This is a genomic window from Paenibacillus sp. GL_099_B (genome assembly GCF_057835695.1).
The window spans coordinates 1,616,334-1,639,879 of record NZ_CM174430.1; the positions used below are offsets into that span (position 1 = coordinate 1,616,334).

Consider the following 23,546-nt stretch of genomic DNA (forward strand, 5'->3'; position numbering starts at 1 on the left):
CTGACCCCATATTTTGATAAAGGAAGTGCTGGCTGTATGAATAATGAACAGGTGTTGGAACAGTTAATTGGTCGGATCGTGGGTCCACATGAGGCAGTTGCGGCTGAAGCTTCCGCGCATGTGGATGCATTGACGAAGCCACCCGGCAGTTTGGGCAAGCTTGAACAGCTAGTTATTCGTCTGGCGGGAATCACTGGTGAGGCTCGGCCTTGCTTTGATCGAAGAGCTGTCATCGTTATGGCTGCGGATCATGGGGTGGTTGAAGAAGGGATTAGCGCTTTTCCTGCTGAGGTAACGCCGCAGATGGTCCTGAATTTCCTAGCAGGGGGAGCGGCTGTCAATGTGCTTGCGCGCCACGCTGGAGCTCATGTGATCTGTGTGGATATCGGCGTGAATGCGGATCTTGATCATCCAGACCTGGTCTCTCGCAAAGTCCGCAAAGGAACAGCCAACATGGCGAAGGGTGCTGCAATGACCCGGGGCGAAGCGATTCAGGCCATTCTTGCAGGAGCTGAAGTGGTCTCCACCGAGATTGCGAAGGGAACGCAGTTGTTTGTGACCGGAGAGATGGGGATTGGGAACACAACCGCTAGCGCTGCGGTAATGTGTGCATTAACCGGAACAGCACCTGCTTCAGCGGTTGGTCGGGGAACAGGCGTAGATGATGCCGGTTTGCAGCGTAAAGCCGCAGTGGTCAGCCAAGCCCTCAGTGTGAATGCTCCGGATGCAGATGATGCACTCGATGTGCTGTGCAAAGTGGGCGGACTGGAGATTGCCGGACTGACAGGCGTGATTCTCGCTGCTGCTGCAAACGGGTGCCCCGTTGTCGTGGATGGATTTATCTCCACCGCTGCCGCGTTGATTGCGAGCCAGCTTGCTCCGGTCAGTACAGAATACATGATTGCTTCCCACACATCGCATGAAAGTGGACATGCAGCGTTGCTGCGTGAACTTGGTCTGAAGCCTATGCTCGATCTGGACATGCGACTGGGTGAAGGTACCGGAGGCGTTCTTAGTCTTCATCTGATTGATGCGTCATGCCGTATTCTGAACGAGATGGCGACATTTGCAAGTGCAGGCGTATCTGATGGCACAAATGAGACTCAACCTACTGAGAATTCATCAGCTTCTGCTGATTCATCTGTTCAAGGAGAGTTATCCTCATGAGTGTTCTCGTGACGGGCGGGGCGCGAAGTGGCAAAAGTTCGTTTGCCGAGCGTCTCTGTATGCAGCGATCCTCTGAGGCTTGGTATGTCGCTACGGCTCAGGCTTATGATGACGAGATGCGCGAGCGTATACGTCTGCATCAGAAACAGCGAGATGAAGCAGGATATCTGTGGCATACGGTGGAGGAACCGCTGGCATTGCCTGAATTAATTACAAGAATGGGAGAGTCCCATACAGGTACATCTGCACCGACCATTCTGGTAGATTGTCTGACACTGTGGCTCAGCAATGTGCTGTTAGCGCATGAACATGAGCCGGTGCAGGTGCTGTACGATCATATGGACGCGCTGGTAGTGGCCATCCATTCATACCCGGGTCTGCTCGTGCTTGTCACTAATGAAGTAGGGGACGGTATTGTGCCGGAGTATGCGCTGGGAAGAAGATATCGGGATCTAGCGGGCATTCTCAATCAGCGGATTGCAGCGATTTGCCGCGAAGTGTTTCTGGTGACAGTGGGTATTGCCATTGAGCTGAAAAGCAGGGAGTATCGTTTATGAGTAAAGGCGATCTTGAACAAAAACATGCGGCTGCGGCCGCTTTTCAATTTCTGTCCCGTTTCCCGGTGAAAATGCAGCTTGATTTCGTCCCGCCAATATTGCGGGAAAGTGTAGTGTATTACCCGCTGGTTGGTGCGGTCATCGGATTATGTGTCTGGCTGGGCGGAGCCCTGACGGGTGCACTGCTTCCATCGTTTCCGGCTGCGGTGTTAACCTTGACGTTATGGGTATGGCTAACCGGAGGCCTTCATCTGGATGGTTGGATGGATACGGCAGATGGGCTGCTTAGTTATCGAACCCGTGAGCGAATGCTGGAGATTATGAAAGACAGCCGCGTTGGGGCCATGGGCGTGATTGCCTGTGTCCTGCTGTTGATGATGAAAGCGTCATTAATTGCTGACTTTATCGCACGTGGCAACTGGGCCTATGGAGCTTTGCTTATCCTGCCGATGATCTGGAGCCGTTGGTTCATGGTGTATGCCATGGCGGCCTGGCCGAATGCCCGCAAGGACGACGGACTTGCTGTCCTGTTCAAGGGATTGGGTGAACGGAAGGAAGTCCAGCGTGCACGCAGCTCTGCGGTAGGACTAACTATTCTGGCAGGTGTGATCACATGGGCAGCGGTATGGATCTTCCAGCAGGATACAGCCATGTTTCAGGTGCTAGCGACGGAGAATGGATTGGGGACGTTACCATGGTGGCTGTATCCTGTTGCAGCGATCATTGTGGTGCCACTGGCAGGCTATATGATTGGCAAATTTGTTGCCGGTCGTATCAGTGAAAGGCTGGGTGGACTTACAGGGGACACATATGGAGCCATGAATGAATTGCTGGAAGTCGCGCTGCTAACGGTACTTAGTTTGTTACAGGGATTCTTTTTGATATAACGCTGAGAGTGGAGGTGAGGTAAAGTGGAAGATACTTCTGCACAAACGTCCGAACAAACGGCAGCAGTATTAATGCTGCAAGGGACGGCATCGGATGTGGGGAAAAGCGTAATTACGACGGCCTTATGCCGAATATTCAAACAGGATGGCTTCAGGCCGGCTCCTTTCAAATCACAGAACATGGCACTGAATTCTTACGTCACGGAAGACGGCAAGGAAATCGGAAGAGCCCAGGGAGCTCAAGCCGAGGCGTGCGGCATTGAAGCGACGACGGATATGAATCCAATCCTGATCAAGCCGGTTCGGGATATGCATTCCCAGATTGTCGTGCACGGTTTGCCTCTTACACAGATGAGTGCATGGGACTACCGGCAGCATTTCCTGCCCGAAGCCAAACAAACGGTCATGGATGCACTGAATCGGTTGCGCGCGACGTATGATATCGTGCTGATGGAAGGTGCAGGCAGTCCTGCGGAGATCAATCTGAAGGATCGGGATATCGTTAACATGAATTTGGCGGGCTGGGCGGATGCTCCGGTTATTCTGATCTCGGATATTGATCGTGGTGGTGTCTTTGCCTCCATTGTAGGTACACTGGAGCTGCTTGAGCCGCACGAGGTTCAGCGTGTAAAAGGATTCATCATCAACAAGTTTCGTGGAGATCTGTCCTTGCTGCAGCCTGGGTTGGACTGGCTTGAAGAACGGACAGGTATTCCCGTATTAGGCGTATTGCCTTACATAAGCGATATTCAGATTGAAGCGGAAGACTCCGTGGTACTGGATTCCATGCGACACGGCAAATCCGGTCAGCAGGAGCTGGACCTTGCGGTAATTCGTTATCCGCGTATTTCCAACTTTACAGACTTTGATGCCCTTTCCAGGGAGCCGGATGTGAATGTGCGATACGTGACTTCTCCCGATGAACTAGGGTATCCCGACGCCATTCTGCTTCCGGGTACGAAGGATACGATCGGTGATCTGGCATTTCTGCGTGCGTCAGGACTGGAGCAAGCGATTGCCAGCCAGACGGAGCGTGAACACGTTCAGCTTGTCGGGATATGTGGTGGATATCAGATGCTCGGTCAGCATCTCAAAGATCCATTTGCGGTAGAAGCGAATCAGATCCAGGAAGCCCATGGATTGGGATGGCTACCCATATCGACAACCTTTCTGCAGAACAAACAAACGGTAAGAGCCTCTGGGCATGTACACAGTCATCATCCAATTCGTTTGCCCAAGGAGCGCGATGCAGAAAGCTCATTACCCATCAATGGATACGAGATTCATATGGGCGTTACCGAGTGTCTTGAGCCTGAACGTGTAATGGCCTTGTTCCAAATCGCCCATCCGGGAGGTCAATCCTTCAATGAAGGCTGGGGCACGATCGATGGCAAAGTGTGGGGAACGTACCTGCATGGTTTGTTTGAAAGTGATCAGTTCCGGCGTTCATGGCTCAATGGTCTGCGTGAAGGAAAAGGACTTGCTCCGCTGCTGGAGACGTACAGCGCCAGTGAACGGAAGGAAATGGAGTTTGACCGTGTTGCCGAGTCGTTGCGGTCTGCACTGGATATGCAGCGTGTATACGAGATTATGGGCGTTCAGGCGCCTGAATAAAGGATGCATCCTGGTGTATATCCTAAAAGAATACCCCCATGCGTGGCAACGTTCCCTGAAACCTGGAACGATGCTGAACATGGGGGTATTGGTGTACCTAATGTTAAAGTTTGATTCAACTATGGAAATAATGGGTTAAAGGTATTCCGGTTAGTTTATTTTGAAGTTCTTCATGGCGGATTGCAATTCTACCGCTTGCTCATGCAGATGACGTACGGTGCTGGAATGGGAGTCCATCTCATTCAGTTGGAGATCCGCTGTAGAAGCAATCTCTTGCATGCTTTGACGGGACTTGGACGTGATCTGAGCCGTTTCTTCTACGGAAGCACTGACTTCTTCAGCTCCAGCAGATACTTGCTGGGTAGAGGCCGATACCGTCTGAATCGTCAGATTGACGTTCTGAATCAATTCGTTAAGCTGCTGGAATGCGGAGCCTGCCTGCTGAACCACGTGAGTACCTGATCCAATCTCTTGGGTTACGCGGTTCATAGCATCAACCGAACGTTCTGCGTCTTCACGAATGGTACCCAGGTAATCGGAGATTTCCTCAGTAGCTGTCTTGGATTGCTCCGCCAGTTTGCGTACTTCTCCGGCAACAACGGCGAACCCGCGTCCATGCTCTCCAGCACGTGCTGCTTCAATGGAAGCGTTGAGGGACAGCATGTTAATCTGTTTCGTGATTTCAAAAATGGATTGAACGATGGTCCCTATCGCGATCGAGCGCTCGTTCATCGTTTCGACATAACGCAGAGATTCGCTCGCGGTCTGGCCGACACGTTCCATTTGTTGAATGGCATCCTGAGCCAGTCGGTTACCGTTAACAGCTTCGTTCGCGGCATCTCCGATCTGCTCGGATACTTCGGCAGAAGAGGAGGCGATATGCATAATGCCTTGCGTGATTTCTTCCATGGCTCTTGCATTTTCTGCTGCGCTGGAAGCGATACTTACGCTGCCTTTCTCGGCACTTTCTGCTGAACGACTGGAGTCTTTCACCATACCGGACATAGATTCTACCCGTTTGAGCAAATCATTGGAGCCTTCTACAACTTCATTGGATGTAGAGAGGGCGCGGCTAATCATTTCTTTCAGATTATGAGTCATCGTCTGGAAGCTTGAAGCGAGCTGTGCAATTTCATCCTTACCTTTAATCTGAAGTTCAGCAGTCAGATCTCCTTGTGATATCTGTTTGCTATGTTGAACGAGCTGAATGATCGGCTTGGTTACACGTTTGATCATGCTTGTCGAGATGAGCCATCCGAGCAAAAAGACCAATGCCGTGATACCGAGGCACAACCAGAAGATCTGTGCAATTTTGTCCTGAATGAACTGGGCATCCATGCTAACAGCCATGATCATGTTACTTCCTGCGATCGGAATAAAGGCTGCTTTATGTACACCGAAGGAATCGGCATAAACCTGGCTGATTTCCATTTCTTTTTTCTCAGTTGCCTCATTCATTGCTGCTTCAACTTCAATCTCATCTCCGGCTTTCATGCCCGAGGAGGTATTCGCGATGACAACGGTAGCTTTACCATCCTGAATGGCCACGACGTAGGCTGCGTCTAGATTATGCTCTTTGGCTTTGCCGGCCAAATAGGATTCCACGGTCAGTGCAGCACCCTCAGAGCCAGCTCCGCCACTTTGTACTTGCAAAATTTTAGAAGCGGATGTGTTTTTGTATATATCCTGAATGGACGTGCCCAGGACCTTATCGAACTGTGGAAGCACGTAGCTTTGCATAATATTCATGGAGACAGCATAGAAACTGATACTAAACAACAGGGAAGCAACCAGCAGTACGAGGAACAAAGTGCCTCTGATTTTACCGGCAACGGTGCGATTTCGAAACATAGGATCATCCTTTCACGTCATGTTCATTAACATTATCGCTTTTCCGTTATCGTAAGACTAAATACCAACGAAGAAAGGCCTAATTTTCACGTTGAGAAAACTTGGGAATAAGCGGATATACCTATATTACAAAATTAACCGGAGGTTGAATACAATAATTTTCACGATTCAGTGTATTTTTTTCAGGAATAGATGAATTTATTACATGCATATTACATAATATCAATTAATACCTACCAGAATAGTTTGTTATGTGATATATTGTTGAATATCGCTTTTGAGCGAGTAGAAAACCGGAATATACGGTTACTCACACTGAGGAGGATTTATACAGATGAATACCTTTTTAATCATTTTGAACGTAGTGGTTATGCTCGCTCTTCTGGGTGTCCTGTTCTGGATGCAGAAGAAACATATTTCGTTTACCAAGCGTGTATTTGCGGGTTTGGGCATTGGGGTGGTATACGGCGTCATTCTGCAATTGATCTACACATCTGATTCTGACATTATTACCAAGTCGGTCGATTGGTTTAATCTGGCCGGTTCAGGATATGTTCGTTTGTTACAAATGGTCGTGATTCCATTGATTATGGTTTCCATCATTTCGGCCATCATGAATCTGAAAGGCAAGCAGAATCTCGGTAAAATGAGCCTTTCGATTATCGCAATCCTGCTCATCACGACGGCGATTGCCGCAAGCGTGAGTATTGTGACGAGCTTGAGCTTCAACCTGACTTCTATTGAGATCGAAGGTGGAGACAGAGAGCTTGCACAGGGGCAGAAGATGGAGGAACGTCTCGTTGACGTGAAGGATCAGACGATTCCACAGCAAGTGCTGGAGTTCATTCCGTCGAATCCATTCGCGGACATGACTGGAGAACGTCGCACGTCCACGCTGGCTGTCGTTATTTTCTCGGCGTTTATCGGTGTGGCAGTGCTCGGATTGGATCGTAAAAAACCACAGCAGGCGGAAACGTTCCGCGGCATGGTCAATGCGGTATATGCGGTGGTTATGCGGATCGTAACGCTTGTGCTAAGGCTGACGCCTTACGGGATTTTGGCGCTGATTACGAAGGTAACCGCCACAACGAACCCGGATGAGATTCTGAAGCTGATCAAATTCGTCATTGCTTCCTACGTGGCGTTGATCGTAATGTTCATCATCCACCTGATTATTATTTCACTGTTTGGCTTCAATCCAATTACCTATGTGAAAAAGGTTCTGCCAACGCTGATATTTGCCTTCACATCCCGTTCAAGTGCGGCAGCGATTCCGCTTAACGTGGAGACACAAACGAAGAAGCTGGGCGTATCGGACGGGATTGCGAACCTGTCGGCAAGTTTCGGGGCTACCATTGGTCAAAACGGCTGCGCCGGGATCTATCCGGCCATGCTGGCGGTCATGATTGCTCCTACGGTCGGAATCGACCCGATGAGCTGGGACTTCATTATTACCCTGATCCTGGTGGTCGTGATCAGTTCGTTCGGCGTAGCCGGTGTAGGCGGCGGGGCAACCTTCGCTTCCCTGATCGTATTGTCCACAATGAATTTGCCGGTAGCTTTGGCAGGCTTGCTGATCTCGGTTGAACCGCTCATCGACATGGGCCGTACGGCGCTGAACGTGAACGATTCGATGACCGCAGGTCTCGTATCCAGTAAAATTTTGAAAGAAAACGATCAGGATACATTCAATGATCAAAGCCGTGATCTGGATTCAGCCGTTCAGGTGTAATTCAGATTCATAATAGGCGGATGGCAGTTACAGCCACAAGCCATGCAAGAGCAGCCGTTCTTCGGGTTAATCCGGAGGGCGGCTTTTTGCTTTTGGCATCCGTTGGGCATACCGTAAATATCACCCGAAGCCAGTTGGAGTTTTTTAGTGCTGTTCAACCTTGAGGAAATGTGATAGAGTATTCATGTTTTGGCCCAGAGCCAAACCGCGGTTCGTAACCATCCCGCGTAATCAAAACTAGGAAGGCAGTGTATGAATTGTGTTTAATTTAGGATGGGGAGCGCTTTTCGTTCTCGTAACGTATGGCTTTTTTCTTTTGTGTTACCGCTTGTTCGGTAAAAAGGGTCTTTATGCCTGGATTGGTGTGGCAACCGTCATTGCCAATATACAGGTGACCAAAACGATAGATATTATGGGTATCGTTCTAACACTGGGCAATACGATGTATGTCAGCATGTACCTGACCAGTGATCTGCTCAATGAGAAGTATGGACCAGGTGAGGCACGTAAAGCCGTATGGTTCGGGTTCTTCACATTGATCATGACGACAGTGCTGATGCAGATGGTATTGTTCTTTGAGCCGGCATCGACGGATTTTGCACAGGAGTCGATGGAAAAATTGTTTGGTATGCTGCCACGTCTGGCACTCGGTAGTCTGACAGCCTATTTCATCAGTCAGTTCCTGGACGTGCGACTGTACACTTGGCTGCGCAAGGTGGCGCCAGGGCGCAATCAGTTGTGGATACGTACCAACGGTAGCTCGATCATCAGTTCGTTCGCGGATACACTGGTATTCTGCACGATTGCGTTTGCCTTCATCTATCCATGGGACGTCTGGCTTGAAATTTTCTTGACGACGTACGTGATCAAATTTGTATTGACCGCGGTAGGAACGCCGTTTCTATATGTTGCACGAAGCTTTAAATTCAAGGATGAAGCCTAGATTCGTAGTTAATTCGTCCGGAAAATGTTGAATTCAACACAAAAGTCCCGCAAAGCCATTCATTCATGGTTTCGCGGGACTTTTGGTTATGGCACCATATTTTCTTCAGAGAAATGGAAACGAAAGTGATATGATCCCAAAGAGGATTAGTCCGTCAGAATTTGCAGCTCTTTTGGATAGGACGTCAGCACCTCAACGCCAGTTTCCGTCACAAGTACATCATCCTCGATACGCACACCGCCTGCGCCGGTTACATAAATACCCGGCTCAATCGTAAATACCGTACCTTCCTCCAGAATGTCCATGTTCTGACCATGCAGTGAAGGATACTCATGCACGTCAATGCCCATTCCATGTCCAACTCTGTGCAGGAAACGTTCGCCGTATCCGGCTTCTTCCGTAACCTGGCGTGCTGCACGGTCAATATCCGCACAGGTGACACCTGGCTTAACTGCACGAATGGCAGCTTCGTTTGCTGCGAGCACAGTGTTATAGATGGTTTTAAGTTCAGGTGAAATGTCACCAAAGGCAAATGTGCGCGTAATATCTGATGCATACCCACCAGCGTAGACACCCATATCGAACATCAACAGATCGCCATGCTGCAATTTCCGTTCACCTGGTGTGCCGTGTGGCAAGCCTGTTTTGGGGCCAGTGAGCACCATCGTATCGAAGGAAGGGCCGTCTGCACCCAGTTTCTTCATCTGGTATTCCATTTCGGCAACCAGTTCGATTTCGGTTACACCTGTACGAACGTGAGACAGTCCTTGGCGGAGCGTCTCTTCGATCAGATGAATGGCGTGGCGAATGCGAGCGACTTCATCCGGTGTTTTTTTCACACGCAAGGTGCGAAGCAAAGGGCCGACATCTTCAAAGTTGGCAGCGCCCAGCGCGGCGGTCAACTGTTCATAACGTGCGACAGTCACGTATTCTTTTTCGAGACCTATGCGGCCCAGACGTCCTTGATAACGCTCAAATAAAGCGTAAGGATTGTCCGTATCTGAATGCGTGGCAATGTTCGAGACCGAAGAAGCGGCAGCGGCAGCTTCCTCGTCAAGTGCAGGCACGATCAACAGCGGATCTTCGCCGCGTGCAAGGACAAGCCCAAGGAAACGTTCATGCGGATTACTCGCAAAACCTGTTAAATAGTAAATATGTTTCGGATCTGTAATCAGCATGGCGTCCAATCCTTGCATAGACAGACCAGCTTCCAGCCGGGATAAAGGAGTTTGATTCATGAGTGTAGTTGTCCACCTTTCAGTTCGTTCTATCTTTCTATTATAGAAGAATGTCGGGGAAATCCAAATGGAGGAAGGAATGATGACCGAAAATTAGCTTTAACTACCCGTTTGAGTGGCAGGTAGGGAGGGTAATACAGGGCGAAACCGCGTAGGGTTGCTAATTTGCTTACTTACTTATTTACTTTGGAAATGGACGGTCCTTGAAACTAGGATTACACGATATAACAACGACATCAGAAGGGAGATGTAATCATGAATAATCGACTAAACGTTCCGTTATATGCTTCGTTACTCAGTATGGCTTTGCTAACTGCTTGTGCTTCGGGTGACCCGACGACAGAATCGCAGCAGACGTCACAAGGACAGGGTACAGGTCAGGGACAGACAGCGGAAGGTGGTAATAACGGTGCGAATGGTAGGGAAGAGGAAACAGACGAAAATACTGTAATCCCTTACGAGGCTTCCGTGCTAGTCGACGGACTCAATGTACCCTGGGAGTTGGTAAGCGTGCCTGATGGACGGATGTTTGTAACAGAGCGACCGGGTACCATTCGGGTCATCGAGAACGGAGAGCTGGCATCTGAACCTCTCATTGAATTTTCTGCACCGTTTAATGAAGAAGGGGAAGGTGGCCTGCTTGGACTTGATGCTGATCCGGATTTTGATGATAACGGCTATCTGTATGCATACCATTCCTATCTGGAAGGTGATGGTGACATTGCCAATCGGGTATTGCGCTTGAAGGTAAGTGACGGGAAGGCGACCATAGATAAGGAGCTGCTCAGTGACATTCCTGGTGGTGTGAATCACAATGGAGGACGGATCAAGATTGGCCCGGACAATCTGCTCTATATTACGACAGGTGAGCGGTATGAACCGGAGCTGGCCCAGAACGAAGATAGCTTGGGTGGCAAAATATTGCGTATTGGTCTAGACGGATCGATCCCAGAAGATAATCCTTGGCCTAATTCACCTATGTACAGCATGGGGCATCGGAACGCACAGGGCCTGGCTTGGAACCCGGACAATGGCTATCTGTATGCAACGGAACATGGTCAGCGTAATTTTGATGAAATTAACCGGATTGAAGCCGGTGAGAATTATGGCTGGCCTGAGGTGGAGGGAGACGATGATGACAACGGCACATATCAGGCTCCGCTTGCCCATAGTGGAGATGAAACATGGGCTCCATCAGGTGTAGCCTTTATAGAGGAAGGTCCGTGGGCCGGATCACTGCTTGTTGCCAATCTGCGGGGTGAACAACTGCTTAAAATTACTCTGTCCGAAGATGGTACACAAGTAACGAAGGTGAAACCGATTTTTAAAGACGAGTGGGGACGTATTCGCAATGTGACTGCCGGGGAGGACGGGAAGTTGTATGTGCTGACGAACAACCTTGATGGTAGGGGATCTCCGCGTGATGGAGATGACCAATTAATCGTTCTGACGCCGAAACCGTAACATTTACAATAGAAAAGGGGTTGTCCCGCCATGTTCATGACGTATGGGACAACCCCTTCGCTTCATTATTTGCGTAAATATAGCTTAGTTGCAGGTACCAATTAGTCTGCACTTTCCGCGAGTTCGGCAATCCGCCGACTCGGCTCATCGGTGTACTCGCCACCATGGTAACAAAGTACCTTCTCCAGCTTCAGCCCAAGTAATCTTTTCAAGCTGCGCAGTGCTTCAGGCATGTCCGGTGTTGCGGGTGGAGAAGGTCCCACCAATTCATCATCAACCACACGCAATGCATCGGCAGCGAGCAGGAACTGTTGCTCCCGGAAGTACAGGCAGATATGTCCTGGGGTGTGTCCGGGTGTATGAATGACCTGAATACCGCCTTGTAGGGATAGCATGTCACCGTCCTCTAGCACTTTGGATATTTTGAACTCAGTCCGTTGTGAGATCAATTGTTCCGCGAGCTCCGCTATAGGTTCAGGCAGCAACGCTTTGCGTTCTGGTGTGAACTTTATCATGGGCTCTTTGCCCGTGATATACGGAATTTCATCGCTATGCGTCCAGATTTCCACATCTGGAACAGCATTCACAAGAGCACCAAGGTTACCAATGTGGTCTATATCGGAATGTGTTACAATAATGCGTTTGATATCAGATAGCTGAACGCCTTCATGCTCCAGTGCGGACTGAAGTTCAGCGAATTGGTCAATCATGCCTGTATCCACAAGCGTAATACCATCTTCATCGCGCAACATAACAGGGTAGATCGGGTTTTTACCCGCAGGTGTGACAATATGAAGATTTAGAACCGTAATATCCATGGATTGATTGTTCATATTTGTTTCCGGAGCGAATCCGGTGCACCTCCTTTGTCGTGTAGGACCATTTTGCATGTATCATGCATTCGTCAATTCTCTGGCTGATTATATTTCAAGTGTTTTCTATATTTCTTCACCGTATCCAGGATGGATTCAAACTCTTGCTTTGCATCGTGATTTTCTCTAATGATGGAAGCATAAGAAAAGTTGGAGTGAATAAGTTTATTTCTCTGTTGAAACACTTTGGCTATTTCTTCTTCAAATTTCTCTTCTCCCGATTTCAGGGAAAGATGCTGATTTTTCAATTCAGCCTGAAGGATCTCGATATTGGATAATGAACGGTATGCAGGAGTTTTCATCAGTTGGATCGAATTAAATTTTTTTTGATACGTTTGCTGGTATAGTTGATTCAGCAGGTCTTCAATGATCGTGCATAATTCAATCGTCCATGAACTATATTTTCGCTCTTTCCGTTTTTGGGTAAGCCCACCAAGCTCTTCATCGTTCCACAGTTTATCTTTTTCATACAGGGATGAGTCTATCTTTTGCTGGAGATTTTGAACTTCCTGTTCGATTAGTGCAATCTCAAGTTTCGCTTCTTTTTTCAGTTTCTTGAAGTCTTCTTTGGTTAGCATACGTATCCTCCCTATAAGACCAATATGTGATCTTTTGATTATCTCATATTGAGGTCAGCAGTGCTTTAAAAACAAGAGGATGACTGTCTCAAAATATGAAGAACCTCTGGTTCAGAAGGGAAGTACCTGATGTCCATTCCAACAGCCATTGTTACGGGAGCCAATTCAGGCATGGGTCTGGCAACCACCATTGAACTTGCAAGGCAAGGGTATCACGTGATTATGGCGTGCCGCAGCGAGAAGCGCGGACAGCAGGCACTGGAGGAGGCGCTGCGTCAGTCTGGCTCTACTGCGATTGAACTGATGCTGTGTGACCTGGGGTCACTGGAAAGCATCCGTCATTTTGCCCAATCCTTCCGTGAGCGTTACGACACACTTGACGTTCTCGTTAATAATGCGGGTGTCGTCATGTTGAAGCGCCAAGAAACCTCCGATGGTTTCGAGCAAGCTATCGGTATTAACCATCTTGGACATTTCCTGCTTACCTTACTCCTGATCGAACCTTTGAAGTCTGCGAAGCAGGGGCGTATAGTGAATGTTTCGTCTGGTGCCTACAAAGCCGGCAAAATACATTTCGAAGATCCCCATCTGCATAAAGGCTTCAATCCAATCAAAAGTTATGCTCAATCCAAGCTGGCTAACGTGTTGTTCACCCGTGTTCTGGCCCGCAAATTGGCGGAAACCCGGATCACGGTCAACTGCCTTCATCCCGGTGCGGTTGGTACAAGTATTGGCGTAGACCGCAATACTGGGTTTGGCACACGCATTATGGCTTTGGTGGGCAAGCTGCCGTTTTTCCTTTCACCTGAAGAAGGGGCACAAACGGCCATCTATCTCGCCACAAGCCCTGAAGTCGCCGGAGTAACCGGGCGTTACTTCTATCAACAAAAGGACCAGGAATTGAAAGCACATGCGCTGGATGTCGCAGCTGCTGAGCGTTTCTGGAAATGGAGCGAAGAGCAAGTCGGACTTAGACCCGAAGAAAAATTGTAATTGCTGACTGTTCGAAGCAGAAGAGGCAGCGTCCTTTCGATAGATTTAGAGGCAGCCGTTATCCATATTAACGGCTGCCTCTAACGTTAAGTTTCAGCCCATTCCTGATTAAGCGCTTAGGCTTTGGCCTTCACAGCTTGCTGAATCAGCTCAATAAATGCTTCAATGCGCTGAATGCCTTGATCGCCCTGACCGTATGCACGGACAGAGGCGGATGAGGCATTTTTCTCATTTTCCCCGAGCACGAGCGAGTAAGGCACTTTTTCCATCTGAGCTTCACGGATTTTGTAGCCGAGCTTCTCACTGCGCAAGTCTGTTTCTGCCCGAATACCGGCAGCCCGCAGCTGGCTCTGAACTTGAAGCGCATAATCTGCGTAATGATCTGACACTGGCAGCAGCTTCACTTGCACGGGCGCGAGCCAGAGTGGAAATGCACCTGCATAATGTTCAGTTAGGATGCCGATGAAACGATCGATTGAACCATAGATGGCACGGTGGATCACGACAGGACGGTGTTTCAGGCTATCCTCGCCAATATAAGTGAGATCGAACTTCTCGGGCATTTGGAAATCGAGTTGAATTGTTCCGCACTGCCAGCTGCGCTTCAGTGCATCGAGAATGTGGAAGTCAATTTTCGGACCGTAAAAGGCACCATCACCCTCGTTAATGCGGTATTTCACACCGCGCCGATCAAGTACATTCTGCAATGCTCTTTCTGCTTGATCCCACAGTTCTTCCGATCCCATGGAATCGTCCGGACGAGTGGACAACTCAATGTTGTACTCAAATCCAAAGATGTCGTACATGCGACCGATCAATGAAATCGCCTGATTGATCTCTTCCTCGATCTGTTCTGGCATCACATAGAGATGGGCATCATCCTGACAGAAAGTCCGCACCCGCATCATACCGTTCAGAGCGCCTGAGAATTCATGGCGGTGGACCTGACCGAATTCCATCATACGAATCGGCAGCTCACGATAGGAATGGAGTGTATTTTTGAAAATCAGCATGTGTCCCGGGCAGTTCATAGGTTTCAGGGCAAAAGTGGCATCGTCCACTTCCGAGAAATACATATTGTCCTTGTAATGCTCCCAGTGACCCGATTGCTCCCACAGACGGTTGTTCATCATGAGGGGAGTACGAACTTCTTGATAGCCTTCCTGTAGTTGCAATTCACGGGAGAATTGCTCCAGTTCTGTACGGACAGTCATGCCTTTGGGCAGATAGAACGGCATACCGGGTGCTTCTTCGGAGAACATGAACAGTTCAAGTTCCTTACCCAGTTTGCGGTGATCCCGTTTCTTCGCTTCTTCCAGCATGTGTAGATGTTCATCCAATTGGGCTTTGCTCGGGAAAGCAGTGCCGTAGATGCGCTGCAGCATTTTATTGTCCGAGTTGCCGCGCCAGTATGCACCAGCCACATTCAGCAGTTTGAATGCTTTGATTCGACCAGTGGACGGGAGATGAGGGCCACGACAGAGATCGAAGAACTCTCCTTGGTCATAAATGGAAAGCTCAGCGTCCTCCGGTAAATCCTGAATAAGTTCAAGCTTATACGGGTCCTGAATCTCTCCAAAGATGTGAAGCGCTTCCTCCCGGCTAACTACCCGGCGGTTAATCTTTTCATTTTCTTTTATGATTTTGTTCATTTCTTGCTCAATGGCAGCCAAATCACTGATGGATAGAGCATGCTCCAGATCAACATCGTAATAGAATCCATCTTCAATGACAGGCCCGATGCCCAGCTTCACTTGTTCCGCACCGTAGATGCGTTTGAGAGCCTGCGCGAGTACATGAGCTGTGCTGTGTCGGTAACGATACAGACCTTCCGCGCTGTCCAAAGTAACGATGACGAGTTCACAATCTTGCTCAAGCACCCAGTCGAGATCGACATTCTTACCATTTACGATTCCGCCGATGGCTTGTTTACCCAGACTTGTGCTGATGGATGAGGCGACCGCTCCTACAGTGATGCCTGCGTTATAAGAACGTACAGCTCCGCCTTGCAGGCGAATTTCAATCGGATGCCCGGGGTGCTGTTGGTCATTCGATTGGTTGCTGGATTGGCTGTTATTATTCGGATTACTCATGTGAACCACTCTCCAATATTCAAATTTGAAGCGCAAAAAACACCCGTCCCGGAAAAGGGACGAGTGCGCTCAGCTCGTGGTTCCACCCTAATTTGGTTATGAATGCTCCTGAACACGACCAGCCGCCGCAGACAAGAACATCATAACCCTCATTGGAATCCGTTATCGGGGATCAGGCGGTGAACTCTACTGACAGTTTTGTCCGGAATTCATGAAGAAGACCGAAAAGCTGAAGTTCGAGGTCACGGCTGCAGAGGGGTAATTCCGGTCCGTTCGCTGAAGAAGGTTTCACCAATCCCTTCTCTCTCTGGGCAGCACGCAAACGGAATCTTGTCTCTGGTCATCGCCAAATATGCAAAATCGATATCAATTGAATTGATCTTAATATCGTTGAAGTTCATATCAATATATTGGAACAGGTGTTATTGAGTGTCGATTATATAGATTGAAAATGAAAAGGTCAAGCGGAATGTTTTTTTACCCATGTTCTGATTGTCCATCCCATATTAATCGAATGACAGTACCCTCACCAGAAGTCGATTGTACTTCAATACGGCCCTGCATCGCTTCAATTAACCCTTTTGTTACCGCCATACCAAGGCCTGATCCGACATCGGACGTGCCTGTATCGGTCCCTCGGTAATATCGTTCAAACAGCCTCCAGACCAGTTCCGGGTCCATTCCTTGACCGTCATCGGCAAAATGAACACTGAACTCCCCAGCCTGTTTACCCGGATGTACACTAACGGTCAGTGTCGACTCCGCTGGATTATGCAGAAGGGCGTTAGCGGTCAGATTATCCACAATACGCTCAAACGAAGGAATATGCACATGACCGTATACCGGAACTTTCGCAGGCCGGAACACAATACGTCCCTCACCATATACCGGGTTGCGTTCTGCACGCTGGACGAGATCATACAGCAGCGTATTTACGTCAGTTTCTTCCACAGGTGGCTGGTATCCGCCGCTTCGCAATCGGTACGTCATGGCAAGGTCATTCACAAGTCGGTCCATATACATGGATTTGTCCAGCATAATGCCCGCAAATTCTCTCACTTCTTCCGGGGACCAGCTATATTTCTGTGCTTCAAGCATATGGGCGTATCCTTGGATGGAGGATAGCGGTGTCTTGAGATCATGCGTTATTCCGGCGATCCATTCCTCACGCAGAGATTCGGTCTGTTTGCGGAGCTCTTCATCTTGTTTCAATGTTGCGGATAATGCCTGCATGGAGCGAAGCACTTCAGCATACACGTGGTATTTCCGTTTCCACTTGCCATTTCGTCGCTGGCTGCGAGGTACGCCGCCAATGCCTTTGGGTTCTTCATAATGTCCTTGTTCTAGTCGTTGGAGCCATTGGAGCATATGTAGCATGGGGGAACCGAAACGATTGGCGTACCATAGGGCCAGCAGAATTAGCAAAATGACAACGGATAGGATCAGCACAATGAGCACTGGGGTCAAAATGAAGTTATAGGGATTTTCATCCCCTGTAGCAGTTGGATCGACAGGTATACTGAGCATCCAGGTCGTGCCATTCTGTTCATCGTAAAAGGTTGCGATCGATATCCCATATCGATTGGGATAACGAATACGCAAAGCCAGTTCCTGTATGTTGTAACTGCTAGGGACACCCATGGCAGGTTTATTATAAGAAGCCAGCTCTTGACCGTAGGCATCCAAAATTTGCAGATAGGCACCTTTGGAACGAATGGCATCCTCTTGTTTGGGGGGAAGTATAAGCTCTCCATTGGTGTAATGACTGCCCTCATGGGATTGATCGAGTAAGGATTTGGTCTGATTGCGTTCGCCGTACAGCAAGGTGAACATCTCGCCGTTTTTCTCCCGAATCAGCATGACGATCTGGTATGGGAACGGCTTTTTCGCCTCCCAGTATGCGATCAGCTCTCCAGGCTTGTATTGCTTCGGAACGTCATCCGGTGTATCAAAATCATCAATGACGTAGCCTTTTTCATCCACAACTTGAAGCCATCCCTGATTTTTCTCGACCTGCTTCAGCAGCCTGGGATCATAGCGGACCGTCCCATCGGGCATGATTTCTGCGGTATTAATCAGTTGGTCAAGACCACTGGTAGCGAAGTCATCCACCAGGCTTACTTCATTTACCTTCTGAACGACCCAATAAGTGGCTGCAGAACCCAACAGGATGATAAGGACTACAGCGCCAGCAAGCATACCGATAAATCGGGTCATTAACCTGCGACGAATACTCATGCGCGTGACACTTGGTTAGGCAAAATGAGTTTGTATCCCAGCCCCCGGACGTTGACGAGAAACGCAGGGTTAGAGGGATCAGCTTCAATCCGCTCACGAATACGGTGAATATGAACCATAACGGTGTTGTCATCACTGATCGCTTCCGAACCCCATACACGCTCATACAATTCCGATTTGGTAAAAATACGATTGGGATGCTTGCAGAAAAAGAGCAGCAGCTGATAGACAAGAGCCGGACAAGTTACGGACTGACCTTCAACTTGAAGCTCACCAGCTTGTTCAAATACTTGAAAACGGCCAAAATCATATACCCCTTCCTGCACAGCAGGAGATGACGAAGTTACGTCAGAAGAGGTTGGAGTCACCGTCGTAGTCGTCGCCATTTTGGTAGGTAAATAGCGTTTCAGTAGTGATTTGATGCGGGCGACCACTTCCAGTGGATTAAATGGTTTAACGACATAATCATCGCCGCCAACCGCGAATCCGGTTAACTTGTCATAATCCGTTGTTTTGGCAGTTAGAAAAAGAATCGGTGCATCGGTCACTTGCCGCAGAAAGGGACATATTTCCAGTCCGCTTTTGCCAGGCAACATGATGTCCAGCACGATGCAGTGATAGGTTTTATTTTCGCTGGCGGTAATCGCCTCTTCTCCAGTGGTAACGGTGTCGATGTCTACAAATTGTTCTTTGAGCAGGACGGTTTTGAGCATATGTAAAATGGCTTGTTCATCATCAACTAGTAGTATGGAGACGTGATCCATGATGTGAAATGACCTCCTAGGGCTTCCTGTTTGTTTATTGCTAATCATACCATCCGAAAGGGCTATGTAGTGTGTGAGCTATCTTAACGGAATCTTAATTATGAAGCTATAGAAGACTCCACAGTTTAACTACATGTAAGGATGGGTTAGACGAAGGATAAGATTCATTCTGTACACTTAACTGGAAAGTATAACGAACACCAGAGGGGATGTAGAAAATGAACAGGTTAAAAGAAGGATCTAAGATTCGTGCGAATCACTTAAATGGCGGGGAAAGTCTTCCGAAATCAGGATATGCTGCACATGAGAAATTACAGAGCAAAAAGAGCTGGAAGTTGCTTGCCATTGCCCTTGGAGCCTGCGTGATGTTGTCTGCCTGCAGTAATAGTAACTCGATTACATCCGAACAGGCGGAGCAGCAGTCCAAGGAACAGACGACAAATACCAATGAAGCGAGTGAGAGTACCCATCAGGAAGAAAATTCAGGTAAAGAGGTAAGCGCCATCATTACACCCGACAATTTCATCGATACATTAATGAATGGTTCCAAGGATGATATTTACAGTCAGTTGAGTCCGGAATTGAAGGGAGCACTAACGCTTGAACAGTTTAAAACGTCTTCGGACCAATTCCTTGAGGGAGTAACTTCCTTTGATCTAGTGGTGGATGCCAAAGTGAACCATTTATCCGAGTTTGCCTGGAAAGATCAAACAGGGACCAAAGGGATTCAAGCCTATTTTACCGAAGCCAATCAGATTGAAGGTCTGTTGATCCAACCACTGGAACCTCATGAGGATACGGATCAAACGTTCACCAAAACCGAATTCCAGTTTCCTATGAAGGGTGAATGGTATGTGTTCTGGGGAGGCGATGATGTGATGTCGAACTATCATTACGAGCATGAAACACAGCGCTATGCGCTAGATATCATTCGCACCAAAGAAGCTTCCAGTTACAACGGAGATGCGAAGGTGAATGAAAACTACTACGCTTTTGGTGAGCCGCTCTATGCAGCAGCAGATGGAACCGTAGTCGATATCAAGAATGATATTCCAGACAACACACCAGGTGTTATGAACCCGGAAGAACCGGCAGGTAATAATGTGGTCATTGACCATGGAAACGGAGAATACAGCATCACCGGGCACATCAAGGAAGGCAGTGTGGCGGTCAAAAAAGGGGATAAAGTCAAGCAGGGAGACCTCATTGGAGAGCTGGGTAACTCAGGTAATTCCAGCGAAGCTCATCTGCACTTCCAGGTCTCAGACGGCCCGGATCTATTCGCTTCCCGTTCTGTTAACATTCGTTGGGCGGATCAGAGTCAGCAGCTAACCCGGGGGAACACGATTCAAGGGTTGCCTGAGTAAGTGTGGAGTTGAGCTGAATGTTAGGGGATGACGTCCGCTTCCTTCCTCCGTTATAATACCGTCATAAGATAGAATCGATCTGGATGATGGAGGAGTAGACATGAAGCTGGATAGTGTGCAGATTGAGTATGCGCGTCGTGAGGACTTGCCAAGGATTGTGGAAATCTATAATTCTACGATTGAGAGCCGGATGGTGACGGCGGATTTGGAGCCGGTGACCGTCGAGCAACGTATTCCGTGGTTTGAGGAGCATTCATCCGATCACCGCCCACTCTGGGTGATGAGACATGAGGGACAGATTGTAGCCTGGGCTAGTCTGAGTTCGTTTTATGGACGCCCTGCGTACAATGGGACGGTGGAAGTTAGTGTGTATGTGGATCAGCAGTGCCGGGGAATTGGGGCTGGTGGACGTTTGCTGAATACCATTTTTGACGCTTGTCCTGCACTTGGAATCAAGACGATTCTGGGCTTTGTGTTTGGACATAATGAACCGAGTCTGGGATTATTGCGCAAGCATGGCTTTGAACAGTGGGGCTATTACCCTGAAGTGGCTGTGCTGGATGGCATCAATCGAGATTTGGCGATTTTGGGCAAGAAATTATAATCATGTTTTAAAATAAATGAAAACCTCCAGATCCACAATGCGTGGATTGGAGGTTATTTTTGCTTACATAGAACCAAACATGGGATGACTTAGGTGTGCGACACGCCAAGCCTTTGTTTAATATCCTGAATCTATGCCAGATGACGCTCTTCATGATAGCTTGCAAAGTCGATCCACTGGACCAGATCCATCTCACCGAAAACCGGGTGAAGAAACGACTTGCTTCGTAGCAGTTCAGCCTCATGATCTTGTGCAACGTGCATCAACGCTTGATGTGAGTCTTCCAGGTCGTGACGAACATTCGCCAGCGTTTCTGGTTCCGCAGGAGGTTGGAGATGAGACGGGGCGTTGACAGAGTGGCTGCGATCCAGTGTAAGCTCATATGGTTTTTTGTCCACAGAAACGGTCTGTTCCTTCTCTAGCGCGGCGCGGGCTTGCTTCACAATTATGCTTTCCATCAAATTCAGGTGACGGAGAACTTGCATAATACTCCAGTGGTCAGGTGTGGGTTGGAGGTTCAATTGCTCTTCATTGAGTCCAGAGACGGCTTCCCAGATTTGGCTCCGAATGTCGTCATTACGAGTGAACATCGTGCGATCCTCTCCTTTATATGAGTTCTATGATGTCAGCTTGTGTAAGTGCAGTGCCTAAAATGTGGATGCTTAATATACATCATAGAGGATATGAAAGGTGAATGCGAAGGTGTGTTTAATTTACTTTGTTAGTTGAAGTTATGTGAATAGGGCTGAAGTTATTTTTATAAACGGATCATATCAAATCATGCGATCGCCAAAAAAGGATTGACGCTAAGTAGTGCTGGACTCTATAATCGATAACAAGTAACTTGATATGTAAGGAGTCCTGACATGGTATGTTAGTAATTGACGAGGTGTATCACCATACAGCATTGCAAATATCATCGTCCGATTTATTGTACCTTATCCAACAGCTCAAGGTCAAAAAAGAAAATGAGATCGAAACGCTTAAACATAAAATTGAACAATTCGAACAAAAAAAACGTGCGGAAGAAGTGGCTTATCAATCCTTGTCGACTGTACGCAAATGGTTCGCAGGCCGCCCTGCATCCCATCACCAGGCGGTGGAATATATGGTCCAGGTGAAGGAACGTTTTCGCAAAATGGAACAAATCCGGCGGCGGATAAGAGAACTGGACCGCATTGCTGAACGAATCAAGCATCCGGACAGCATCGAACGGGACGAAATCGAGCTTACGCCCGAAACGATCCGGGAGATTAGACAGCTTAGGGAAACGGAGGATGTATAAGCATGACTTTGGAGACGTTAAGCTCCGGGATTGATACGGTCTGGGTCGTATTGAGTGCAGCCATGATTTTGTTGATGGAGGGCGGATTCGCCCTGCTGGAGGCTGGCTTTGTACGTTATAAAAATAGTGTAAATATTATTATGAAGGTTTTCGCTGACATTACCATTGGAACGTTGCTTTTCTATGCCATCGGATTTGGCTTGATGTATGGCTCCGATGCTGGAGGTTTTGTAGGCATAACCGGATTTTTCCTCAATGGAGACTTGTCTCACCTGGACGTACCCGTATCATTGGAAACATTCTGGTTGTTCCAGGCCGCGTTCACCATTGCCGTCATTTCCATCGTATCGGGTGCTGTTGCTGAGCGGATTAACTTTCGTGCCTATCTGCTGTACATCATATTGATGACGGCCATTATTTATCCGATTGGTGGACACTGGGCATGGGGCGGCGGTTGGCTCAGCAAGCTAGGGATGCAGGATTTCGCCGGTTCCGCAGTCATTCACGCGTTGGGCGGGTTCTCTGCACTGGCCGCAGCGATTATTATTGGGCCGCGTAAAGGCAAATACACGCCGCATGGCGTAAGTGCCATTGCGCTCCCAAGTAATCTGCCGCTGGCATCTGTAGGTGCATTCCTGCTGTGGTTCGGCTGGTTTGGCTTCAATGCAGGAAGTACGCTCAGTGCGACTGATGTCAGGATCGGTCACATTGCTATCGTTACGATGTTATCTGCTGCTTCGGGCGGTGCGGTTACACTGCTCTACACCTTGTTCCGGTTCAATCGTTCAGACGCACCATCGGTCATTAATGGCTCGCTTGCCGGTCTGGTCGGTATTACGGCAGGGTGTGCCTTTGTCGGCGATGTGGCTGCGATATTCATCGGGGCGGTATCCGGATTGCTCATGATGGCTGCAACGAATTGGCTGGATCGCAGGCAGATTGATGATCCGGTAGGTGCGTTCCCTGTTCATGCTGTATCCGGGATGTGGGGAACGATTGCCGTGGGTTTGTTTGCAACGGATGGTGGCTTGTTCATGGGAGGTGGCTGGAGGCTGCTGGGTGTTCAAGCGCTCGGCCTCACGGCTTTGGTCGTCTGGGGGTTTGTCATGACCTGGATTGGTCTGAAACTGATTGGCAAGATTGTTCCTGTCCGTTCCACGGAAGAGGAGGAAGATTTGGGTCTGGATATTAGTTATCATGGTGTAATGGCTGCACACCAGTCGCATGAATTTCTGGATGGCGAGGAGCATATTCGTGCTTTTCAAGATGATTCACCGAATCGTGATCGTTAAGAATGAG

The 23,546-nt window shown here is 48.6% G+C and carries 20 protein-coding genes; 12 read left to right on the forward strand and 8 right to left on the reverse strand.

The window, feature by feature from the left end:
• Positions 1-36 precede the first annotated feature (36 nt).
• From cobT to AC3ITG_RS07410, 4 genes are all read left to right on the forward strand, one after another.
• The gene (cobT, locus tag AC3ITG_RS07395; RefSeq protein ID WP_489253305.1) at positions 37-1,167 is read left to right on the forward strand and encodes a nicotinate-nucleotide--dimethylbenzimidazole phosphoribosyltransferase; all 1,131 of its coding nucleotides are present in this window, start codon (positions 37-39) and stop codon (positions 1,165-1,167) included.
• Complete coding sequence (gene cobU / locus AC3ITG_RS07400; RefSeq protein WP_489253306.1) at positions 1,164-1,724, forward strand: bifunctional adenosylcobinamide kinase/adenosylcobinamide-phosphate guanylyltransferase; 561 nt, start codon at positions 1,164-1,166, stop codon at positions 1,722-1,724. Before cobT ends, cobU begins: the two co-directional genes overlap by 4 nt.
• A complete protein-coding gene (locus AC3ITG_RS07405) occupies positions 1,721-2,611 on the forward strand; it encodes an adenosylcobinamide-GDP ribazoletransferase (protein ID WP_489253307.1) in 891 nt (296 codons plus the stop codon). The genes cobU and AC3ITG_RS07405 overlap by 4 nt, the downstream gene beginning before the upstream one ends.
• 72 nt (positions 2,612-2,683) lie before the next feature.
• A complete protein-coding gene (locus tag AC3ITG_RS07410; RefSeq protein ID WP_489254437.1) occupies positions 2,684-4,225 on the forward strand; it encodes a cobyric acid synthase in 1,542 nt (513 codons plus the stop codon).
• Between the two features lie 150 nt (positions 4,226-4,375).
• On the opposite strand, the gene AC3ITG_RS07415 is transcribed toward AC3ITG_RS07410, so the two are convergent.
• Positions 4,376-6,076, reverse strand: a complete 1,701-nt coding sequence (locus AC3ITG_RS07415; protein WP_413376283.1) for a methyl-accepting chemotaxis protein — start codon at positions 6,074-6,076, stop codon at positions 4,376-4,378.
• A gap of 334 nt (positions 6,077-6,410) precedes the next feature.
• Between AC3ITG_RS07415 and AC3ITG_RS07420 the strand changes: the two genes are divergently transcribed.
• A complete protein-coding gene (locus AC3ITG_RS07420) occupies positions 6,411-7,808 on the forward strand; it encodes an L-cystine transporter (RefSeq protein ID WP_489253308.1) in 1,398 nt (465 codons plus the stop codon).
• Between the two features lie 259 nt (positions 7,809-8,067).
• Positions 8,068-8,751: a queuosine precursor transporter gene (locus AC3ITG_RS07425; RefSeq protein ID WP_489253309.1), complete on the forward strand. Its 684-nt coding sequence runs from the start codon at positions 8,068-8,070 to the stop codon at positions 8,749-8,751.
• Between the two features lie 146 nt (positions 8,752-8,897).
• Here AC3ITG_RS07425 and AC3ITG_RS07430 read toward each other — a convergent pair whose 3' ends face one another.
• Complete coding sequence (locus tag AC3ITG_RS07430) at positions 8,898-9,989, reverse strand: M24 family metallopeptidase (RefSeq protein WP_489253310.1); 1,092 nt, start codon at positions 9,987-9,989, stop codon at positions 8,898-8,900.
• A 255-nt stretch (positions 9,990-10,244) separates the two neighbouring features.
• Here AC3ITG_RS07430 and AC3ITG_RS07435 point away from each other — a divergent pair, with 255 nt between their 5' ends.
• Positions 10,245-11,453: a PQQ-dependent sugar dehydrogenase gene (locus AC3ITG_RS07435; protein ID WP_489253311.1), complete on the forward strand. Its 1,209-nt coding sequence runs from the start codon at positions 10,245-10,247 to the stop codon at positions 11,451-11,453.
• Positions 11,454-11,554: 101 nt separating this feature from the next.
• Here AC3ITG_RS07435 and AC3ITG_RS07440 read toward each other — a convergent pair whose 3' ends face one another.
• Both AC3ITG_RS07440 and AC3ITG_RS07445 read right to left on the reverse strand, forming a co-directional pair.
• The gene (locus tag AC3ITG_RS07440; RefSeq protein WP_489253312.1) at positions 11,555-12,286 is read right to left on the reverse strand and encodes an MBL fold metallo-hydrolase; all 732 of its coding nucleotides are present in this window, start codon (positions 12,284-12,286) and stop codon (positions 11,555-11,557) included.
• A 71-nt stretch (positions 12,287-12,357) separates the two neighbouring features.
• The gene (locus AC3ITG_RS07445; protein ID WP_489253313.1) at positions 12,358-12,903 is read right to left on the reverse strand and encodes a hypothetical protein; all 546 of its coding nucleotides are present in this window, start codon (positions 12,901-12,903) and stop codon (positions 12,358-12,360) included.
• A gap of 129 nt (positions 12,904-13,032) precedes the next feature.
• On the opposite strand from AC3ITG_RS07445, the gene AC3ITG_RS07450 reads away from it, so the two are divergent.
• Positions 13,033-13,896: an SDR family oxidoreductase gene (locus tag AC3ITG_RS07450; RefSeq protein ID WP_489253314.1), complete on the forward strand. Its 864-nt coding sequence runs from the start codon at positions 13,033-13,035 to the stop codon at positions 13,894-13,896.
• Positions 13,897-14,012: 116 nt separating this feature from the next.
• On the opposite strand, the gene thrS is transcribed toward AC3ITG_RS07450, so the two are convergent.
• From thrS to AC3ITG_RS07465, 3 genes are all read right to left on the reverse strand, one after another.
• The gene (gene thrS, locus AC3ITG_RS07455; protein WP_489253315.1) at positions 14,013-15,989 is read right to left on the reverse strand and encodes a threonine--tRNA ligase; all 1,977 of its coding nucleotides are present in this window, start codon (positions 15,987-15,989) and stop codon (positions 14,013-14,015) included.
• Between the two features lie 477 nt (positions 15,990-16,466).
• Complete coding sequence (locus AC3ITG_RS07460) at positions 16,467-18,227, reverse strand: sensor histidine kinase (RefSeq protein WP_489253316.1); 1,761 nt, start codon at positions 18,225-18,227, stop codon at positions 16,467-16,469.
• The gene (locus AC3ITG_RS07465; RefSeq protein ID WP_489253317.1) at positions 18,224-18,991 is read right to left on the reverse strand and encodes a response regulator transcription factor; all 768 of its coding nucleotides are present in this window, start codon (positions 18,989-18,991) and stop codon (positions 18,224-18,226) included. Before AC3ITG_RS07465 ends, AC3ITG_RS07460 begins: the two co-directional genes overlap by 4 nt.
• Before the next feature lie 218 nt (positions 18,992-19,209).
• Between AC3ITG_RS07465 and AC3ITG_RS07470 the strand changes: the two genes are divergently transcribed.
• Complete coding sequence (locus AC3ITG_RS07470; RefSeq protein ID WP_489253318.1) at positions 19,210-20,358, forward strand: M23 family metallopeptidase; 1,149 nt, start codon at positions 19,210-19,212, stop codon at positions 20,356-20,358.
• Between the two features lie 100 nt (positions 20,359-20,458).
• Positions 20,459-20,962, forward strand: coding sequence for a GNAT family N-acetyltransferase (locus AC3ITG_RS07475; protein ID WP_489253319.1), 504 nt, complete (start codon positions 20,459-20,461; stop codon positions 20,960-20,962).
• Between the two features lie 131 nt (positions 20,963-21,093).
• Here AC3ITG_RS07475 and AC3ITG_RS07480 read toward each other — a convergent pair whose 3' ends face one another.
• A complete protein-coding gene (locus AC3ITG_RS07480) occupies positions 21,094-21,552 on the reverse strand; it encodes a DinB family protein (RefSeq protein WP_489253320.1) in 459 nt (152 codons plus the stop codon).
• Between the two features lie 281 nt (positions 21,553-21,833).
• Between AC3ITG_RS07480 and AC3ITG_RS07485 the strand changes: the two genes are divergently transcribed.
• Together AC3ITG_RS07485 and AC3ITG_RS07490 are read left to right on the forward strand one after the other, a co-directional pair.
• Positions 21,834-22,247 carry a hypothetical protein gene (locus AC3ITG_RS07485; protein WP_063564360.1) on the forward strand — a complete coding sequence of 138 codons (414 nt, stop codon included), beginning with the start codon at positions 21,834-21,836 and terminating at the stop codon, positions 22,245-22,247.
• A gap of 2 nt (positions 22,248-22,249) precedes the next feature.
• Positions 22,250-23,539, forward strand: a complete 1,290-nt coding sequence (locus AC3ITG_RS07490; protein WP_489253321.1) for an ammonium transporter — start codon at positions 22,250-22,252, stop codon at positions 23,537-23,539.
• Positions 23,540-23,546 lie beyond the last annotated feature (7 nt).

Bases quoted from the DNA above. Each gene is read 5' to 3' on its own strand.
- cobT (WP_489253305.1), top strand. From the start codon at position 37: ATGAATAATGAACAGGTGTTGGAACAGTTAATTGGTCGGATCGTGGGT.
- cobU (WP_489253306.1), top strand. From the start codon at position 1,164: ATGAGTGTTCTCGTGACGGGCGGGGCGCGAAGTGGCAAAAGTTCGTTT.
- AC3ITG_RS07405 (WP_489253307.1), top strand. From the start codon at position 1,721: ATGAGTAAAGGCGATCTTGAACAAAAACATGCGGCTGCGGCCGCTTTT.
- AC3ITG_RS07410 (WP_489254437.1), top strand. From the start codon at position 2,684: ATGCTGCAAGGGACGGCATCGGATGTGGGGAAAAGCGTAATTACGACG.
- AC3ITG_RS07415 (WP_413376283.1), bottom strand. From the start codon at position 6,076: ATGTTTCGAAATCGCACCGTTGCCGGTAAAATCAGAGGCACTTTGTTC.
- AC3ITG_RS07420 (WP_489253308.1), top strand. From the start codon at position 6,411: ATGAATACCTTTTTAATCATTTTGAACGTAGTGGTTATGCTCGCTCTT.
- AC3ITG_RS07430 (WP_489253310.1), bottom strand. From the start codon at position 9,989: ATGAATCAAACTCCTTTATCCCGGCTGGAAGCTGGTCTGTCTATGCAA.
- AC3ITG_RS07435 (WP_489253311.1), top strand. From the start codon at position 10,245: ATGAATAATCGACTAAACGTTCCGTTATATGCTTCGTTACTCAGTATG.
- AC3ITG_RS07440 (WP_489253312.1), bottom strand. From the start codon at position 12,286: ATGAACAATCAATCCATGGATATTACGGTTCTAAATCTTCATATTGTC.
- AC3ITG_RS07445 (WP_489253313.1), bottom strand. From the start codon at position 12,903: ATGCTAACCAAAGAAGACTTCAAGAAACTGAAAAAAGAAGCGAAACTT.
- AC3ITG_RS07450 (WP_489253314.1), top strand. From the start codon at position 13,033: ATGTCCATTCCAACAGCCATTGTTACGGGAGCCAATTCAGGCATGGGT.
- thrS (WP_489253315.1), bottom strand. From the start codon at position 15,989: ATGAGTAATCCGAATAATAACAGCCAATCCAGCAACCAATCGAATGAC.
- AC3ITG_RS07460 (WP_489253316.1), bottom strand. From the start codon at position 18,227: ATGAGTATTCGTCGCAGGTTAATGACCCGATTTATCGGTATGCTTGCT.
- AC3ITG_RS07465 (WP_489253317.1), bottom strand. From the start codon at position 18,991: ATGGATCACGTCTCCATACTACTAGTTGATGATGAACAAGCCATTTTA.
- AC3ITG_RS07470 (WP_489253318.1), top strand. From the start codon at position 19,210: ATGAACAGGTTAAAAGAAGGATCTAAGATTCGTGCGAATCACTTAAAT.
- AC3ITG_RS07475 (WP_489253319.1), top strand. From the start codon at position 20,459: ATGAAGCTGGATAGTGTGCAGATTGAGTATGCGCGTCGTGAGGACTTG.
- AC3ITG_RS07480 (WP_489253320.1), bottom strand. From the start codon at position 21,552: ATGTTCACTCGTAATGACGACATTCGGAGCCAAATCTGGGAAGCCGTC.
- AC3ITG_RS07485 (WP_063564360.1), top strand. From the start codon at position 21,834: ATGTTAGTAATTGACGAGGTGTATCACCATACAGCATTGCAAATATCA.
- AC3ITG_RS07490 (WP_489253321.1), top strand. From the start codon at position 22,250: ATGACTTTGGAGACGTTAAGCTCCGGGATTGATACGGTCTGGGTCGTA.